The organism is Leclercia sp. CFBP8987, assembly GCF_034044995.2.
GTDB lineage: Bacteria > Pseudomonadota > Gammaproteobacteria > Enterobacterales > Enterobacteriaceae > Enterobacter > Enterobacter tamurae.
Window position 1 is genome coordinate 4,342,488 of record NZ_CM188255.1, and the last position, 15,531, is coordinate 4,358,018.

Consider the following 15,531-nt stretch of genomic DNA (forward strand, 5'->3'; position numbering starts at 1 on the left):
CTTAACGACGCCCGTATCATGGTTTTAAAGCTCATTCGTTCGGTCGCCATCGGCCTGGTTGTAGGTGGCCTGTTACTGGTCGCGATGCCCTCTTTACGTCAGTTTAATCAGCTGGCTGCGCCGCAATTTGACAGCGCAGATGAAACACCTGCCAGTTACAATCAGGCAGTACGCCGCGCCGCGCCTGCGGTGGTTAACGTCTATAACCGCGGCCTGAACAGCACCAGCCATAATCAGCTGGAGATCCGTACCCTGGGCTCCGGGGTGATCATGGATGAACGCGGCTACATCATTACCAACAAACATGTGATCAACGATGCCGATCAGATCATCGTTGCGCTGCAGGACGGTCGCGTCTTTGAGGCCCTGCTGGTGGGTTCTGACAGCCTGACGGATCTGGCGGTCCTCAAAATTAATGCCACGGGCGGCCTGCCCATCATCCCTATCAACCGTAAACGTACCCCGCATATCGGTGACGTGGTGCTGGCGATCGGTAACCCCTACAACCTTGGGCAGACCATCACCCAGGGGATTATCAGCGCGACGGGGCGGATCGGCCTGAACCCCTCCGGGCGGCAGAACTTCCTGCAGACGGACGCCTCCATCAACCACGGCAACTCCGGCGGCGCGCTGGTGAACTCGCTGGGCGAGCTGATGGGCATCAATACCCTCTCGTTTGATAAGAGCAACGACGGGGAAACGCCCGAAGGCATTGGCTTCGCCATCCCGTTCCAGCTGGCCAACAAGATTATGGATAAGCTCATTCGAGACGGACGGGTGATCCGTGGCTACATTGGCATTGGCGGACGTGAGATTGCTCCGCTGCATACCCAGGGTGGCGGCATCGATCAGATCCAGGGGATTGTGGTTAACGAAGTCACTCCCGGCGGCCCGGCGGCGGAAGCTGGCATCAAGGTTAACGACGTTATCGTCTCGGTGAACGGTAAACCGGCGTTGTCGGCCCTCGAGACCATGGATCAGGTGGCTGAGATCAGGCCTGGCTCCATCATTCCGGTGGAAGTGATGCGGGATGATAAGAAGCTGACCCTGCAGGTGACCATTCAGGAATACCCGGCCACCAACTAAGTCAGCAGACATAAAAAAACCGGAGTCAGTGCTCCGGTTTTTTATTGCCCTGACGGGAAGTGCGTCGCTTACTTGTTAACGAACTCTTCGCCCAGAACGATATCGTTCTTCAGGGTATCCAGCATGCCGGCCATTGCCTGCTGCTCGAACGCGCTCAGGGTGCCGATAGATTTACGCTCTTCAATACCGTTTTTGCCCAGCAGCAGCGGCTGAGAGAAGAAGCGTGCATGCTCGCCGTCGCCTTCAACGTACGCACATTCGATCACGCCTTGCTCGCCCTGCAGGGCGCGCACCAGAGAGAGACCGAAACGTGCTGCCGCCTGACCCATAGAGAGGGTTGCAGAGCCGCCACCCGCCTTCGCTTCCACCACTTCGGTGCCAGCGTTCTGGATACGTTTGGTCAGGTCAGCCACTTCCTGCTCGGTGAAGCTGACGCCTGGGATCTGGGACAGCAGTGGCAGAATGGTCACGCCAGAGTGGCCGCCGATAACCGGCACTTCCAGCTCGGTTGGCTGCTTGCCTTTCAGTTCCGCTACAAAGGTGTTGGAGCGGATGATGTCCAGCGTGGTCACGCCAAACAGTTTGTTCTTGTCATACACGCCCGCTTTTTTCAGCACTTCTGCTGCGATAGCAACAGTGGTGTTAACCGGGTTAGTGATGATCCCGATGCAGGCTTTCGGACAGGTTGTCGCGACCTGCTGAATCAGGTTCTTAACGATACCGGCATTCACGTTGAACAGATCGGAACGATCCATGCCTGGCTTACGCGCCACGCCTGCGGAGATCAGCACAACGTCTGCGCCTTCGAGCGCCGGGCGCGCATCTTCACCGGAGAAGCCTTTGATTTTGACAGCCGTTGGGATGTGGCTCAGGTCAACCGCCACACCAGGGGTTACCGGGGCAATGTCGTACAGAGAGAGTTCTGAGCCTGCAGGCAGCTGAGTTTTCAGTAGTAGGGCAAGCGCCTGGCCGATACCGCCAGCAGCGCCGAGGACTGCGACTTTCATCCTAAACTCCTTATTATGGTGAGCTAACTTTCTGTTACTCCGTCGCGGCGACCTTAATTCAGCAGATCAATAATTACAATCTTCATGGTTTGAGAATTAGCGGTCACGCGCTTTTCGCTTCTGCCGGAAGGCTATCAGGCGTTATGCGATAACTAAGCAACGAATCAAGAGGGGGTTACAATACACCCTCGCCATCCACCAAAACAACATCAATTTGATAACATTTAATTTACTTTTAAGCTTATTTGCGAGGCGTGACGCAGGCATGTTCCTTGATAACGAAATTTGATAAAATCACTCCCTTTCATAACATTATTTCAGCCTAAGATTGGGCAGATAGTTTGCATAAAAATTCATCCATGTGCATAATAATGTTGTTTCTACCGCTATATTTCGGGTGATTTATGCGAATCTCTTCTAAACAAGAAGAATTGGTTAAGGCGTTCAAAGCGCTGCTTAAAGAAGAAAAGTTTAGTTCTCAGGGTGAGATCGTTCAGGCCTTACAGGAAGAAGGCTTCGAAAATATCAACCAGTCGAAAGTCTCCCGCATGTTAACCAAATTTGGCGCGGTACGTACCCGCAACGCCAAAATGGAGATGGTTTACTGTCTGCCTGCTGAACTGGGCGTACCGACCACCTCGAGCCCGCTGAAGAATCTGGTGCTGGATATCGACTATAACGATGCGGTGGTGGTGATCCACACCAGCCCGGGCGCTGCCCAGTTGATTGCGCGTCTGCTCGACTCGCTCGGCAAAGCAGAAGGTATTCTCGGCACCATCGCCGGCGACGATACCATCTTCACCACCCCGGCTAATGGTTTCTCGGTGAAAGACCTCTACGAAGCCATTCTGGTGCTGTTCGAACAGGAACTCTGATCTTCTTCCCTGCTGCCTGGCGCAGCGGGGAATCTTCGGCTCCCGCCTCGTTTTGCCTTACAATCTGTTATCTGCGATTTAACAAATAGTGCGTTTTTCCACTTCAATTCATTCATATAGTGGATGATACTTTCACGACCGCACGAATAATCAAATTCTCCTATCCACCTGATTTTGCTAAAAATAAGCCTCTGGCACGCGTCTGACTCCCGCTTTTTTATTCTCTTCAGTTATAAAACATCGTCTGCTTAATACGTAATTTCACGAGAAACAATTAGCATGGTATTAATTTTTGCCGTTATTAGTGTATACTTGATTTTGTGATGAGGGTCACGAAACGAAGACCCCAGTAAAGAATATGACGAGGAAAAGAATCATGAAAATCAAAACAACCGTAGCCACTCTAAGCGTTCTGTCTGTCCTGTCTTTCGGTGCCTTTGCCGCCGATTCAATTAATGCCGATCAGGCCCAGTCCCGCGAATCTATCGGTACTGTTTCTGTTGGTGCAATCGGTACTTCTCCGATGGACATGAACCAGATGCTGAACAAAAAAGCGCAGGAACAGGGTGCCTCCTCCTACCGCGTGATCGAAGCGCGTACCGGTGACCACTGGCATGCTACTGCTGAGCTGTACAAATAAGACGTACTGCGCATAACCCGAACTATCCGTTATCTCAGTTCAACGACACCAGGCATAAAAATAGCAGCACAACCCTTCTTGCCGTTGAACGTGCCCTGTAAGGAGTAAAGACTATGAACACTAAATTAATCATCGCCACCCTTGGTTTAGCTTCCGTTCTCTCATTCGGTGCCAGCGCAGCTGTGCATCAGGTTACCGCGGAGCAAGCACAAAACCTGCAATCAATGGGTAGCGTAGGCGTGACTGAAGTTGCCGGTTCTCCAATGGATATCCGTCAGGCCCTGGCCGCAAAAGCTGAAAAAGCGGGCGCCAGCAGCTATCGCATTACCGAGATGAATACAGGCGACCACTGGCATGCCACGGCCGAGCTGTACAAATAAACCCTCGTCGTATTGAACTACGACTTGCCCCTGCCTCGCAGGGGCTTTTTTTTGCCTTTTACGGACGAACGTTAAAGCGAATCTGACCTTCCAGCTCCTCTTCCGCCTCATCAAACAGTAGGATCAACGCCCCGAAGCGCCTGCGCAGTTTTTCCGGTAAATGGGTAAACTCGATTTCAAGCGGCAGCGGCAACTGGTTACCGGTGACAATCTCCCACAGAGAATCCAGGTCCGTCACGCTCTCCCGTCTTATGCCAAAGGTTCGTGAAAATTCACGATAAAAGTCTTCCTGACTGTCGATTTCATCAAAATCAAACGTATAGATATTCATTTCCAGCCACCCCGTCCAGGCGGGCGGCTGCCGCCGCCCTGTCGATTATAATCCCCCGATATGCAGGGTTTTCACTTCCAGGAACTCCTCCAGTCCCAATACTGACCCTTCACGGCCCAGCCCTGACTCTTTTACCCCGCCAAACGGACCCAGTTCGGTGGAGACCGCACATTCGTTAACCCCGATCATCCCACTCTCAATAGCCTGTGAGACGCGGAATACCCGCTGCAGATTCTGAGTGTAGAAATAGGCGGCCAGACCAAACGGCGTATTATTGGCGCGCTGAATCACCTCCTCTTCGGAGGTAAAACGGAAGCAGGCCGCAACGGGCCCAAAGGTCTCTTCGCTGGCGAGCATCATGCCTTCATGACAATCGCCCAACACCGTTGGCTGCCAGAAGTTGCCGCCCAGCTCGTGCGCCTTGCCGCCTGCCAGTACCGTCGCCCCTTTGGCGACCGCGTCCTCGACATGCTCGCGCACTTTGTCCACGGCGGCAGGTTCAATCAGTGGCCCGACTACGGTGCCCTCCTCCAGGCCGTTCCCTACTTTTAAGTCGTTTACGGCGGCGGCGAGCTGGCTGACAAAGGCGTCATATACCGACTCCTGAATATAGAAACGGTTGACGCTGACGCAGACCTGGCCGGCATTGCGGAATTTATTGGCGATGGCGCCCTTCACAGCGGCATCGATATCGGCATCGTCAAAGACGATATAAGGCGCGTTCCCGCCCAGCTCCATCGAAACTTTTTTCATGGTCTCGGCGGCATTGCGTACCAGCGTTTTGCCGACCGCCGTCGAGCCGGTAAAAGAGATTTTGCGCACCTCATGACTGGCCATGATCGCATCGCTGATCTCGGAGGTACTGCCCGCCACCGCGTTGAGTACGCCATCCGGGACGCCTGCTTTTTTGGCCAGGGTCAGCAGGGCAAAGGCGCTGAGCGGCGTATTGTTAGCTGGCTTGATCACCCCGGTACAGCCTGCGGCCAGTGCCGGGCCGAGTTTACGGGTCAGCATCGCCATCGGGAAATTCCACGGTGTGATTGCTGCCACCACACCAATGGGTTCGCGGGTGGCCAGAATGCGGGAGCCGGGTTTCACAGGGGGAATGATTTCACCGTTGGCGCGTTTGGCCTGCTCGGCGAACCACTGAATAAAGCTGGCCGCATACTCGACCTCGCCCTCCGCCTCTTTCAGCGGTTTACCCTGCTCGGTGGTCATCAGTTGTCCAAGCCACTGCTTGTTCTCAATGATGAGTTCATACCAGCGATAGAGGATGGCCGAGCGTTCTTTTGCGGTTCTGGCACGCCACGCCGGGAAAGCACGGCTCGCGGCGGCGATAGCCTCTTCGGTCTCTTTGGTGCCCGCTTTGGCCACGCTGGCAATCACCTCACCAGTGGCCGGGTTAACGACATCGAATGTGGTATCGAGCGTTTTCCATACGCCATCGACCAAATATCCTGTCTGAAATAGCGCACTGTCCTGAAGAGCCTGGGTAGTCATGTATCCTCCCATTCGGGGTTTAAGTACTTGCCCGAATAAGTATAGTCACAAAAAAACCGACGCTTACGGCGTCGGTTTTCAGGAGGATCAGCTGTCGGTCAGGGCATTCTGGTATCGATGCAACATCCCCACCAGCCGCTGCACCGGTTCGGTCACCTGTCGCGGTGCCTCCCAGATGCGCAGTTTTTCCTGATAGATGTCCAGCTCCGCCAGCAGCTGGGCAAAGTAGCGTCGCCGCTTATCGTCGCTGGAGGCCGACATGACGTGATCGGCAGTGCGTCGCAGCTGGCGATGGAACGCAGAGAGATCGTCATTGATCGGTACCGGTGCGTTGCGCAGACGCTGGTGAGCGATGATCAAGGTCAGAGCCAGCCGGAATTTCGCGATATCGCCCGGGAATTTGTTCAGCAGTAAAAACAGCTGCTGATAGAGCGCGGGGAGATGGTTCTCCTTGCGCCGGGCGGTATTGGTGGTCATCGCTGAAACGGCCGCGGAGACAAACTGGTTCAGCAGCACGCGCCCGGTACGGGCCTGGGAGTTATCACGTACCAGCAGAATGACCATCATCGCGAGGAAACAACCAACAATCTGCCCCAGCGCGCTGTCGAGGAACTGGCTGAAGTGGAACGTCATCGGGTTATCCAGCACCAGAATATTGATGGTACTGGCCAGCGCCCCGAGCGAGCCCAGGCGGCGCTTCTGCACTTCTATACCAATAAAGAAAGCCATCACCGCAAGGCTGATACAGAGCAGCAGCATACTTTGCTGGGTCGAGGGCAGAACCACCAGGAAATAGAAGGCGCCCAGCGGGAGCGCTGCCAGGGTGCCGTACAGAAAATCGAGCGCCACCATCCGCGGATTGGGCAGACGCATCGCCAGCGAGGTGACCACGGCGATCATCACCATCGCACCGCTGCCGGAGGTCCAGCCGGTCCACAGCCAGAACAGCGTCCCGAGCATGCAGGCAAGCGTGGTGCGCCAGAAGTTGACCATCGCGTGGTGACGTTCCGCCGACTCGGCTTTGACCACCACCTCGCCCTGCAGGACTTCCTCTTCGGTGGCGCTGATTTTGGTATTGCCGATCACCCCACGTTTGAGCAGCAGGTAGCGCGTCGCCGCGCCAACCCAGGTATAGATAGTGACCGGGGTGTCACGTTCGCCGGTCCAGGCGATGACTCGCCGCATGCGTTTGAGCTGTTTATGCACATCCTGGACCGTCTCGACGGGGACGGCAAACTGTTCCCGGAAGGTCTCAGTGATCGCCTCGGGGCGGGTATTCTGGATCAGATAGGTTTCACAGGCCTGGGTGATCAGCGTTAAGGAGACGGTATTCAGCGCCTTCAGGCGGCGGTTTGCCCGTGACCAGCGCGACGACTCCATATTGAGGTTGCTGCGCATCCCTTCCAGAGCGGTGGTACGACGCACCAGCGCACTCCAGGCGTTATCGACCTCTTCACTGTCGCCATGCTTAATGCACAGCTGCATCAGCTGGTACTGGGCAACGATCAGCGCGTCCAGCTCGCGATCGACCTCCTGCTTAATCGAGCGGGGAGAGAACAAGAGATCCGCCACGATCGCACAGACAATCCCCATCACAATCTCACTGCAGCGCTCCACGGCAAACTGCGGCGTCAACAGCGGATTGGTCTCGATGGTGATGATAATGATCAGGGCGGTATAGCCGGAGAGCCCCCAGGCGTAGGAGTTTTCCACCCGCACCAGGGAGGAGATCCAGGTGCAAAAACCGGCCCAGATACAGCACACCATCAGCATCAGCAGCGGGGTACGGATCATCAGGATGACGATGGTCAGGGCAGCGATACAGCCGATAAAGGTGCCGACAATACGCAGCATCCCACGGTAGCGGATGGCGCCGGAGTAAGGTTCCCCCCCCGCCGCAAACGCCGGGCCTGCCGCAACAATCGCTGCCGTCAGTACCGCCCAGCGGGGGGTTTCCAGCTGAAAGTGAAAGCCGATGAACAGCGCCAGCACGATGGCGAAGGCCAGCTTAACCGCGAAGCGCAGGTGCTGGTTGGCGATGGAGAAGATGCCCATGGCGATTAACCGAACTCGCGCAAGCGATGGGCAATTTTGCGGAACAACGAATCATCGCGGGCGTCACGGTCTTTCTCGCCGGTGATGACGACGGTGGCGGTGGTACCCGCCGGCCACAGGTTGCCCTGCTGATCGTCGAGTCGAATACGCACCGGCACGCGCTGGGCCAGACGCACCCACTCCAGATTGGAGTCAACGGTCGCCATCCCTTTGCTGTCGCGGGTGGCGCTGGAGTTGGTCACCCCTGCCGCCACGCTGTCGACCGTTCCTTTCAGGACACGGTTGCTGCCCAGGGGGGTGATTTCTACCCGATAGCCAGGACGGACGTTTTCCAGCTTGGTCTCTTCCATATAGGCGAGCACATAGAAGGAGTGCTGTTTGACCAGCGCCACGGCGGTAGAGCCGCGGGTAATAAACTCGCCGGTATAGACGTTGAGGTTAGTCACCCAGCCGTCGGACGGGGCGCGGATCACGGTACGCTCAAGATCGAGCTTTGCCAGATCCCGCGTGGCCTCGGCCTTCGCCATCTGATGCAGCACGGTTTGCAGCACGTTGTTAGACTGGTCGATCTCCTCGCGGGACATCGCCTGCACGCCGAGCTGATTACGGCGCCCTGCCTCGCGGCGTTTTTCCGCAGCCAGTGCTTTGTAGTAGGCAACATCGGCTTCCGCTTCTTCCAGCGCTTTCTGGTAGCGCGGCTGATCAACGGTAAACAGCACCTGATCCTTTTTCACCAGCTGGTTATCATGCACATTGACGGCAGTAATAAGCCCCGCGACATCCGGGGCAATGGCGACGATGTCGGCGCTAAAGCGTGCATCGCGCGTCCAGGGTGATTCGGTGTAGTAAACCCACGCGCGAAAAATAGCGATGAACGCGAGGAGAACCAGTGCCAGAGTAATGGCGGTACGGGAGATTTTTCTTGTTAGCGTTTTCACATCTACCTCAAACAAACAGTCGCGATACCAGATAGAACAGGCAGCAATACAGCGCGGAATTGAACAATGCAGGGTGCCAGACGAAATCATAGATCCCGGTAGGAGCCAGCACCTTTCGCACCAGCCAAAAAATCGCCAGTGATAAAAGCAGTTCGAAGAAAATCGGGGGGAACGATAATCCGAACACCACGATAACGGGAAACAGACTCATGTTGACCTTGATTAGAGCGAGCAGGCGAAAGAATTATTCAGCATACGGCACCGCAGAAGGGGCAAGAAAAGCCGGGCGAGAGTGGCGTAGCTATAATGTATAAATAATATATTAGCGTAACTGTTATGCTGTTATCTATCATATGTGATCTAAATCACTTTTAAGCCAGAGTGAATAATGGAACGTCTAAAACGGATGTCGGTTTTTGCCAAAGTCGTTGAGCTGGGCTCCTTTACCGCCGCAGCCAGGCAACTACAGATGAGCGTCTCATCAATCAGTCAGACCGTCGCCAAACTGGAAGATGACCTCCAGGTGAAGCTGCTTAACCGCAGCACCCGCAGCCTGGGCCTGACCGAAGCCGGCAAAATCTACTATCAGGGCTGTCGGCGGATGCTGTATGAGGCCCAGTCGGTACACGAACAGCTTTATGCTTTCAACAACACCCCTATCGGCACGCTGCGTATCGGGTGCTCTTCAACTATGGCACAAAATGTCCTGGCGGGAATGACCGCCGAGATGTTGCAGGAGTATCCGGGACTGACGGTTAATCTGGTCACCGGCATTCCCGCCCCGGATCTGATTGCCGATGGACTGGATCTGGTGATCCGCGTCGGGGCCTTGCAGGATTCCAGCCTCTTCTCCCGCCGCCTGGGCAGTATGCCGATGGTGGTGTGCGCGGCGAAAAAGTACCTCGCCAAAGCGGGGATCCCGGAGAAACCGGCGGATCTCAGCAATCACGCCTGGCTGGAGTACAGCGTGCGCCCGGACAATGAATTTGAGCTGATTGCCCCCGAAGGGCTTTCGACAAAACTGCTGCCGCAGGGCCGCTTTGTCACCAACGATCCGATGACCATCTCCCGCTGGCTGGTGGCCGGGGCCGGGATCGCTTACGTCCCGCTGATGTGGGTGATCAATGAGATCAACAGCGGCGAGCTGGAGATCCTCTTCCCGCGCTATCAGTCGGATCCGCGCCCGGTGTATGCGGTCTATACCGAAAAGGACAAACTGCCGCTGAAGGTGCAGGTGTGCATTAACTATCTGACGGATTATTTCGTGCAGGTGGCGGCGCTGTTTCAGGAGATGCGGGGAAGGAAGGAATAACCCTCTCCCACAGGGAGAGGGAATTTCGGAAGGAAAATTACGCGGTACCGCCGACGGTGAGGTTATCCACCTTCAGGGTCGGCTGACCGACGCCCACCGGCAGGCTCTGGCCCTCTTTACCGCAGACGCCAACGCCGTTATCCAGCTTCAGATCGTTACCGACCATCGAGATCTGCTGCATCGCTTCGATGCCGGAGCCAATCAGGGTCGCCCCTTTCACCGCTTTGGTCACTTTGCCCTTCTCAATCAGATAGGCTTCTGAGGTCGAGAAGACAAATTTTCCGGAGGTGATATCCACCTGGCCGCCGCCGAAGTTTGGCGCGTAGATGCCGTACTCCACCGACTCGATGATCTCCTGCGGCGTGGATTTACCCGCCAGCATATAGGTGTTGGTCATACGCGGCATCGGCAGGTGCGCGTAGGATTCGCGACGGCCGTTGCCGGTTGGGGCCACGCCCATCAGGCGCGCATTCAGTTTGTCCTGCATGTAGCCTTTCAGGATCCCGTTCTCAATCAGCACATTGTACTGACCCGGCGTTCCTTCATCGTCGATAGAGACCGAGCCACGACGATCGGACATGGTGCCGTCATCGACTACGGTGCAGAGTTCAGAGGCCACCAGCTCGCCCATATGGCCGCTGAAGACCGAGGTGCCACGACGGTTGAAGTCGCCTTCCAGACCGTGACCCACCGCTTCGTGCAGCAGCACGCCAGGCCAGCCTGCGCCCAGCACTACCGGCAGGGTACCCGCAGGCGCCGCCACGGCAGAAAGGTTGACCAGCGCCATTCGCACCGCCTCTTTCGCCCAGGCATCCGCGCGCACTTCGCCCGCTTCCAGACCGAGGAACCATTCGTAACCAAAACGACCGCCGCCGCCGCTGGAGCCGCGCTCGCGTTTGCCGTCCTCTTCCACCAGCACGCTGACGGAAAGACGAACCAGCGGACGCACGTCGGCGGCCAGGGTGCCGTCGGTTGCCGCCACCAGAATCAGCTCATACACGCCGCTCAGGCTGGCAGAGACTTCCTGCACGCGCTTATCTTCCGCACGGGCTACTTTGTCCACCCGGCGCAGGATATCCAGCTTCTCTTCGCGGCTCATGCTTTGCAGCGGATCGACGCTGGTGTAGAGCGCAGAGTGCTGCACTTCGCCCAGGGTTTTAACGCGACCATCACCGCTGTCGCGCACGATAGTACGTGCCGCCTGCGCGCTCTGCTGCAGGGCAGTCAGGCTAATCTGATCCGCATAGGCAAAACCGGTTTTCTCACCGCTGACTGCACGGACACCGACGCCCTGGTCGATGTTATATGAGCCATCTTTAATGATGCTGTCTTCTAAAACCCAGGATTCGTGATAGCTCGACTGAAAGTAGAGATCGCCGTAGTCGAGACGACGTTCGGTCAGTTGACCAAGAATGGAAAACAGGTCCTGATGGCTCAGGCCGTTCGCTGCCAGCAGATGTTCACTTACCAGGTTCAGACTCATCGTTTTGCTACTCGTTCGTTGCCGTCCACAGGACGTATCTAAGATCTTATCTATTGAGAGTGAGGCAATTAATTGCCCGCGTCAAATCATTGCTGTGCATCTTTGCGTGGCTGACGCAGCACTTCATTAATCTGCGGTTTATCCACCGGGCCGGTGATGTGGTAACGCAGAATGGAGACTTTGCTCCACAGCGGCCCCAGCACTTTACTGGCGGCAAACACCGCCGCACCGACGATCGGGTTCACGGCGAAGGCCGCAGCCACGCCAACGGTGGCGGAAATTTCCGGTGCCACCACCGCTTCCATATCCAGTTCGCGACGCACCAGATTGACGGAGCCTTTCATGGCGATATCCGCTTCCAGCCCGTCGACCAGGGTGTCATCGGTATGCAGGACACCGTCTTTGATCCACGCGGTGCTGCGGATCGAATCGAAGTAGAAGCCTTCGTTAAAGGTATCGCTGAAGTCAAAGCGCAGCTTACGCAGCAGGGCGTCGAAGCTGAGCAGGCGCAGCAGCTGACCCGCATGGCCGGTGCTCAGATCGGCAATTTCACCTCTGCCAAGACGGGTTTTGAGGATGCCGTTCAATGTGGCTTCATCAGGCTTCCACGGCTGGTCGCGCCAGTGCAGATCGTAGTCGAGGTCAAACGACGAACCGCGAATCGGGGTGCTCACACCGAAATAGTTCGATGCCGCATCCAGCTTGTTGCCTTTGATTTGTCCTTTCAGAGAGGTGCGCTGCTCGTTGGCGCCGTTCACCCACTCGCCGTTGGCGGTCAGGCGGCCGAAGCCGGTATCAATCAGCCCGCCCGCCAGGGTAAGGGTGTTGCCCTTAATGGTGAAATCACCGTTGATACGGCCATATTTCTGCCCCCACAGCCAGCACTCGGCACAGCGCAGCTGTAAATCAGGCCAGCCGCTGAAATTGACCCGCGTGGTGCTGGCTAATGGCGAAGCGACGTTGCCTTTCCCGGCAGTAGCGGTCGCCGGATTGAAATAGAGGTAGCGGATCTCCGCCTGCCATGGCGCAGTGTCGCGCATCAGCAGGGTGGCATTGATCTCCCGCCCCTGCGCCTCGACTTTTGAACCGTTCAGGGTGGGCTGCGAGACGATGCTCAGGTTATTCCACTGCTGTCCACCCAGCGCCAGGGCGGGAGTACGCACCGTGATGTGCTGCGGGAATTGCGCCGTATCATCCACATTTTGCCCGACACCACGCTGGAACAGCGCTAGCCATTCAGCACCATCCATCGGCGGCAGGTTGAGTTCGATGCCCGACTGCTCCGGCAGCGGCGGCAGCGTGCGGCTGTCGGAGGTCCAGATAGCGCGATCCAGCGTCAGCTTGCGGTTAAGCAGCCAGCGGCTGTTAAAGTGATTCTTGCCGCCAGCGTTGCCCGTCAGGGTAAAGCTGTTGAGATCCCCGTCGACGTTCAGCTTCACCGGCAGCGGCTCGCCCGCGCTCTTCTCCAGCGGCGACGGCAGGTCGCTGCTGACGTTCTTCAGATCGCCGCTGATATCCACCTTATACCGGGCATCGCCACGATAGGGCAGCTCAATCGCCACCTTACCCTTCCACGGCAGGCGGCCTTCCAGCGACTGGCTGATGGTTTTTGGCAATACATCCATCCGCGAAGGCTGCCAGCTGGCATCCAGATTGATCCCAACCTGATAGGCTTTCTCGCCCTCGGTGGTAGAGAAATCGATATTCACCGGCTGATTAAACCAGCTTGCGGTCAGCGGCCCGCTTTTCAGATCGCCATTCACGAAGCTGAACTGCCCGCTGAGATTGTTAATGGTGCTGTTCAGCGGCTTAATGAACAGGCTGTTATTTTTCAGTCTGACGTCGCCTTCAGCGGTGGTCATGGTGCCGTCCAGCGGGATATCCAGATGTAAGCGAGCATTCACATCGCCATCCAGCTGGAGCTGCTGGAGCGTGGCACCCAGAGAGTCATCCAGCGGCGTCTCGTCAAAGTACGGCCCAACGGCTTTCCCGGGCCCGTTGATATCGGCATCGATCAGCAGCTTTTCTTTCGAATAATCCGGGATCACCGCCGTCAGGTTACTGGCTTTCACTCCGCCCAGCGCCACGCCGTCGGTCTTCATCCACAACCCGTCATTGATAAAGTTAAGCTCAATATCGAGGTTTTTCAGCGCCGGCCACTCGGGCTGGAAGGCGTAGGTGGCATTGCGTAACGGCACCAGAACCTGGAACTGGCCTTCGTTGTACTTATAGGGGAACAGGTGCGGGTTGCCGCCGTAGACCAGGGTGGCGTTATCGGCCTGCCCACCCTGAATCGCGCCGCTCAGGTAGTCCACCAGCGCTTTGCCCATCAGGTTTTCAGGAAAATAGCGCCAGGCCTGTGACCCGTCGTCGGTGCTGATGCCCGCCAGTATCCCCAGCCAGGGCTCATCGCCCGCCGGCTGCAGATAGCGGAAATCCCCCCGGGCATGTACCGCTTTGGCTTTGACGTCGATGTTACGCCCGTCGAGCTGGAAACCTTTCTCGTTCTTCAGCCAGTGGAGGGTGGCGGTACCTTTCTCCACCTCCAGCGGGGCGCGGAAGACGGTTTCATAAGGCATTTTCGCATCGCGAATGTTAGCCACCAGGCGGCCATCTTCCACGCTGCCCTGCAGCGTGCCGCTGAAATGCTCTGCCCCCGGCAGCAGCTCCCACTGCTTCCAGGCAAGATCGGTCCAGGCGATGTTGAAGCGGGTCTTTTCTGTCGCCTGCAACGGAATATCCAGCGCCAGGGTGTTGATTGCCCCTACCGGCTGGGTGGCCTGCCAGACGTCGCCCAGCGCCGGGGAGAGCTTCGCCGCGATGGTTCGCAGCCCTTCCAGGCCTGACAACTCCAGATTGCTGGCGCGAATACGCAGCTCGTCGCTGCGTTTACTGTCGACGCCGCCGACGTCCTGCGCCGGGATCCAGGCCAGGGCCAGGGCTCCACGCGGCCACGCCTTATCGTCCATGGTAATGCGGGTATCCGGGATGGCAAACTGCCAGCCCTCTTTCGCACGGGTGACGTGCGCGGTGAGATTATCAACCGAAAGCTGATGCTGACGCGCCTTTCCCGGCCAGCTGGCGCCGCCCTGTTTCAGCCAGATATCGCCACTGGCGAACTGGCCGTTGGTGAGGGTCATCCAGCCTTCAATACTGAAACGCGCGGTTTCCAGCTGCATGTTCTGTTGCACCCATTCACCCAGCCAGGGTTTGACGTCAACGTCATCGGCCTGCATCCACAACTTGCCGTTATTCAGCAGGCCATTGTCGTCGCGCAGATCCATCCGCACCTGCATCACGCCATGCTGTCCGTTCAGGCTGGAGAGGCTGACCTGACCTTCCGCACGGTGCCGCTCTTTGCCGTTGAGCCAGGTGAGCTGCGGGATCGCCAGTTCGGCGCGCTGCCCGGAGAGGGTAATAAAGCTGATCTCACTGTCGCGCAGATCGAAATGATCGAACTGGCGCAGGAACAGATCGCTGATGCGGTTGGCTTCGAAGCCTTCGCCCTGGTCGTCGCTGCGTAGCGGGGTGTTGGTCAGAAATTGCAGCTGATAAAAGGTGAGATCGCGAAACTGCCAGCGCAGGTGCAGCAGGCTCTGCCACACGTCCAGGGCCAGGGTCACGCGCTTGATTTTCAGATGGCCGCCGTCATTCAGCTGCGCATTGATATCGCGCACTTCCAGGGTCGGGCCGAAGTTCTGCCAGCTCGCGTTGAGCTGGCTGGCCGCGACGGGCATGCCGGTCGCGGATTCGATTTTTGCCAGCAGCTCAGGGCGCCAGCTATCCAGATGCGGCAATATGAGACGCAGCCCGCTTACGAGCAGCGCGACAATCACAATCAGCGTTGCCCCTGTAAGCAGTAAAATCCCCGGCAATCGCCTCACGCGTCTCTCCTTGTCAGCCGTTCTTGTCTCGCAGTACCTG

13 protein-coding genes are annotated in these 15,531 nt (G+C 57.1%); 5 read left to right on the forward strand and 8 right to left on the reverse strand.

What is annotated here, in order from left to right; translation table 11 throughout:
- Nucleotides 1-18 precede the first annotated feature (18 nt).
- On the forward strand, nucleotides 19-1,086 hold the full coding sequence (gene degS, locus SOM40_RS20865; protein ID WP_106994860.1) for an outer membrane-stress sensor serine endopeptidase DegS: 1,068 nt from the start codon (nucleotides 19-21) through the stop codon (nucleotides 1,084-1,086).
- A gap of 68 nt (nucleotides 1,087-1,154) precedes the next feature.
- On the opposite strand, the gene mdh is transcribed toward degS, so the two are convergent.
- The gene (gene mdh / locus SOM40_RS20870; RefSeq protein ID WP_320531064.1) at nucleotides 1,155-2,093 is read right to left on the reverse strand and encodes a malate dehydrogenase; all 939 of its coding nucleotides are present in this window, start codon (nucleotides 2,091-2,093) and stop codon (nucleotides 1,155-1,157) included.
- Nucleotides 2,094-2,497: 404 nt separating this feature from the next.
- Between mdh and argR the strand changes: the two genes are divergently transcribed.
- The 3 genes from argR (at nucleotide 2,498) to yhcN (SOM40_RS20885) (ending at nucleotide 3,988) form a co-directional block, all read left to right on the forward strand.
- Nucleotides 2,498-2,968, forward strand: coding sequence for a transcriptional regulator ArgR (gene argR, locus SOM40_RS20875; protein WP_032614540.1), 471 nt, complete (start codon nucleotides 2,498-2,500; stop codon nucleotides 2,966-2,968).
- Nucleotides 2,969-3,344: 376 nt separating this feature from the next.
- Nucleotides 3,345-3,608 carry a peroxide/acid stress response protein YhcN gene (gene yhcN / locus SOM40_RS20880; RefSeq protein ID WP_106994862.1) on the forward strand — a complete coding sequence of 88 codons (264 nt, stop codon included), beginning with the start codon at nucleotides 3,345-3,347 and terminating at the stop codon, nucleotides 3,606-3,608.
- 113 nt (nucleotides 3,609-3,721) lie between these two features.
- Nucleotides 3,722-3,988, forward strand: coding sequence for a peroxide/acid stress response protein YhcN (gene yhcN, locus SOM40_RS20885; RefSeq protein WP_106994863.1), 267 nt, complete (start codon nucleotides 3,722-3,724; stop codon nucleotides 3,986-3,988).
- A 58-nt stretch (nucleotides 3,989-4,046) separates the two neighbouring features.
- On the opposite strand, the gene SOM40_RS20890 is transcribed toward yhcN (SOM40_RS20885), so the two are convergent.
- The 5 genes from SOM40_RS20890 to aaeX all read right to left on the reverse strand — a co-directional run bounded on the left by SOM40_RS20890 (nucleotide 4,047) and on the right by aaeX (nucleotide 9,023).
- Nucleotides 4,047-4,319, reverse strand: a complete 273-nt coding sequence (locus SOM40_RS20890) for a barstar family protein (RefSeq protein WP_106994864.1) — start codon at nucleotides 4,317-4,319, stop codon at nucleotides 4,047-4,049.
- A gap of 45 nt (nucleotides 4,320-4,364) precedes the next feature.
- Nucleotides 4,365-5,819 (reverse strand): NAD-dependent succinate-semialdehyde dehydrogenase, encoded by a 1,455-nt coding sequence (locus SOM40_RS20895; RefSeq protein WP_106994865.1) that lies wholly within the window; start codon nucleotides 5,817-5,819, stop codon nucleotides 4,365-4,367.
- An 87-nt stretch (nucleotides 5,820-5,906) separates the two neighbouring features.
- The gene (gene aaeB / locus SOM40_RS20900; protein ID WP_261644879.1) at nucleotides 5,907-7,874 is read right to left on the reverse strand and encodes a p-hydroxybenzoic acid efflux pump subunit AaeB; all 1,968 of its coding nucleotides are present in this window, start codon (nucleotides 7,872-7,874) and stop codon (nucleotides 5,907-5,909) included.
- Nucleotides 7,875-7,879: 5 nt separating this feature from the next.
- Nucleotides 7,880-8,812: a p-hydroxybenzoic acid efflux pump subunit AaeA gene (gene aaeA, locus SOM40_RS20905; RefSeq protein ID WP_106994897.1), complete on the reverse strand. Its 933-nt coding sequence runs from the start codon at nucleotides 8,810-8,812 to the stop codon at nucleotides 7,880-7,882.
- Nucleotides 8,813-8,819: 7 nt separating this feature from the next.
- Nucleotides 8,820-9,023: a p-hydroxybenzoic acid efflux pump operon protein AaeX gene (gene aaeX / locus SOM40_RS20910; protein WP_032614553.1), complete on the reverse strand. Its 204-nt coding sequence runs from the start codon at nucleotides 9,021-9,023 to the stop codon at nucleotides 8,820-8,822.
- Between the two features lie 177 nt (nucleotides 9,024-9,200).
- Between aaeX and aaeR the strand changes: the two genes are divergently transcribed.
- Entirely contained in the window at nucleotides 9,201-10,124 is a 924-nt protein-coding gene (aaeR, locus tag SOM40_RS20915) for an HTH-type transcriptional activator AaeR (RefSeq protein WP_106994867.1), read from the forward strand.
- Nucleotides 10,125-10,161: 37 nt separating this feature from the next.
- Here aaeR and tldD read toward each other — a convergent pair whose 3' ends face one another.
- Both tldD and yhdP read right to left on the reverse strand, forming a co-directional pair.
- A complete protein-coding gene (gene tldD / locus SOM40_RS20920) occupies nucleotides 10,162-11,607 on the reverse strand; it encodes a metalloprotease TldD (RefSeq protein WP_166184272.1) in 1,446 nt (481 codons plus the stop codon).
- Nucleotides 11,608-11,693: 86 nt separating this feature from the next.
- The gene (gene yhdP, locus SOM40_RS20925; protein ID WP_320531063.1) at nucleotides 11,694-15,491 is read right to left on the reverse strand and encodes an AsmA2 domain-containing protein YhdP; all 3,798 of its coding nucleotides are present in this window, start codon (nucleotides 15,489-15,491) and stop codon (nucleotides 11,694-11,696) included.
- Nucleotides 15,492-15,531: the final 40 nt, after the last annotated feature.

Bases quoted from the DNA above. Each gene is read 5' to 3' on its own strand.
- degS (WP_106994860.1), top strand. From the start codon at position 19: ATGGTTTTAAAGCTCATTCGTTCGGTCGCCATCGGCCTGGTTGTAGGT.
- mdh (WP_320531064.1), bottom strand. From the start codon at position 2,093: ATGAAAGTCGCAGTCCTCGGCGCTGCTGGCGGTATCGGCCAGGCGCTT.
- argR (WP_032614540.1), top strand. From the start codon at position 2,498: ATGCGAATCTCTTCTAAACAAGAAGAATTGGTTAAGGCGTTCAAAGCG.
- yhcN (WP_106994862.1), top strand. From the start codon at position 3,345: ATGAAAATCAAAACAACCGTAGCCACTCTAAGCGTTCTGTCTGTCCTG.
- yhcN (WP_106994863.1), top strand. From the start codon at position 3,722: ATGAACACTAAATTAATCATCGCCACCCTTGGTTTAGCTTCCGTTCTC.
- SOM40_RS20890 (WP_106994864.1), bottom strand. From the start codon at position 4,319: ATGAATATCTATACGTTTGATTTTGATGAAATCGACAGTCAGGAAGAC.
- SOM40_RS20895 (WP_106994865.1), bottom strand. From the start codon at position 5,819: ATGACTACCCAGGCTCTTCAGGACAGTGCGCTATTTCAGACAGGATAT.
- aaeB (WP_261644879.1), bottom strand. From the start codon at position 7,874: ATGGGCATCTTCTCCATCGCCAACCAGCACCTGCGCTTCGCGGTTAAG.
- aaeX (WP_032614553.1), bottom strand. From the start codon at position 9,023: ATGAGTCTGTTTCCCGTTATCGTGGTGTTCGGATTATCGTTCCCCCCG.
- aaeR (WP_106994867.1), top strand. From the start codon at position 9,201: ATGGAACGTCTAAAACGGATGTCGGTTTTTGCCAAAGTCGTTGAGCTG.
- tldD (WP_166184272.1), bottom strand. From the start codon at position 11,607: ATGAGTCTGAACCTGGTAAGTGAACATCTGCTGGCAGCGAACGGCCTG.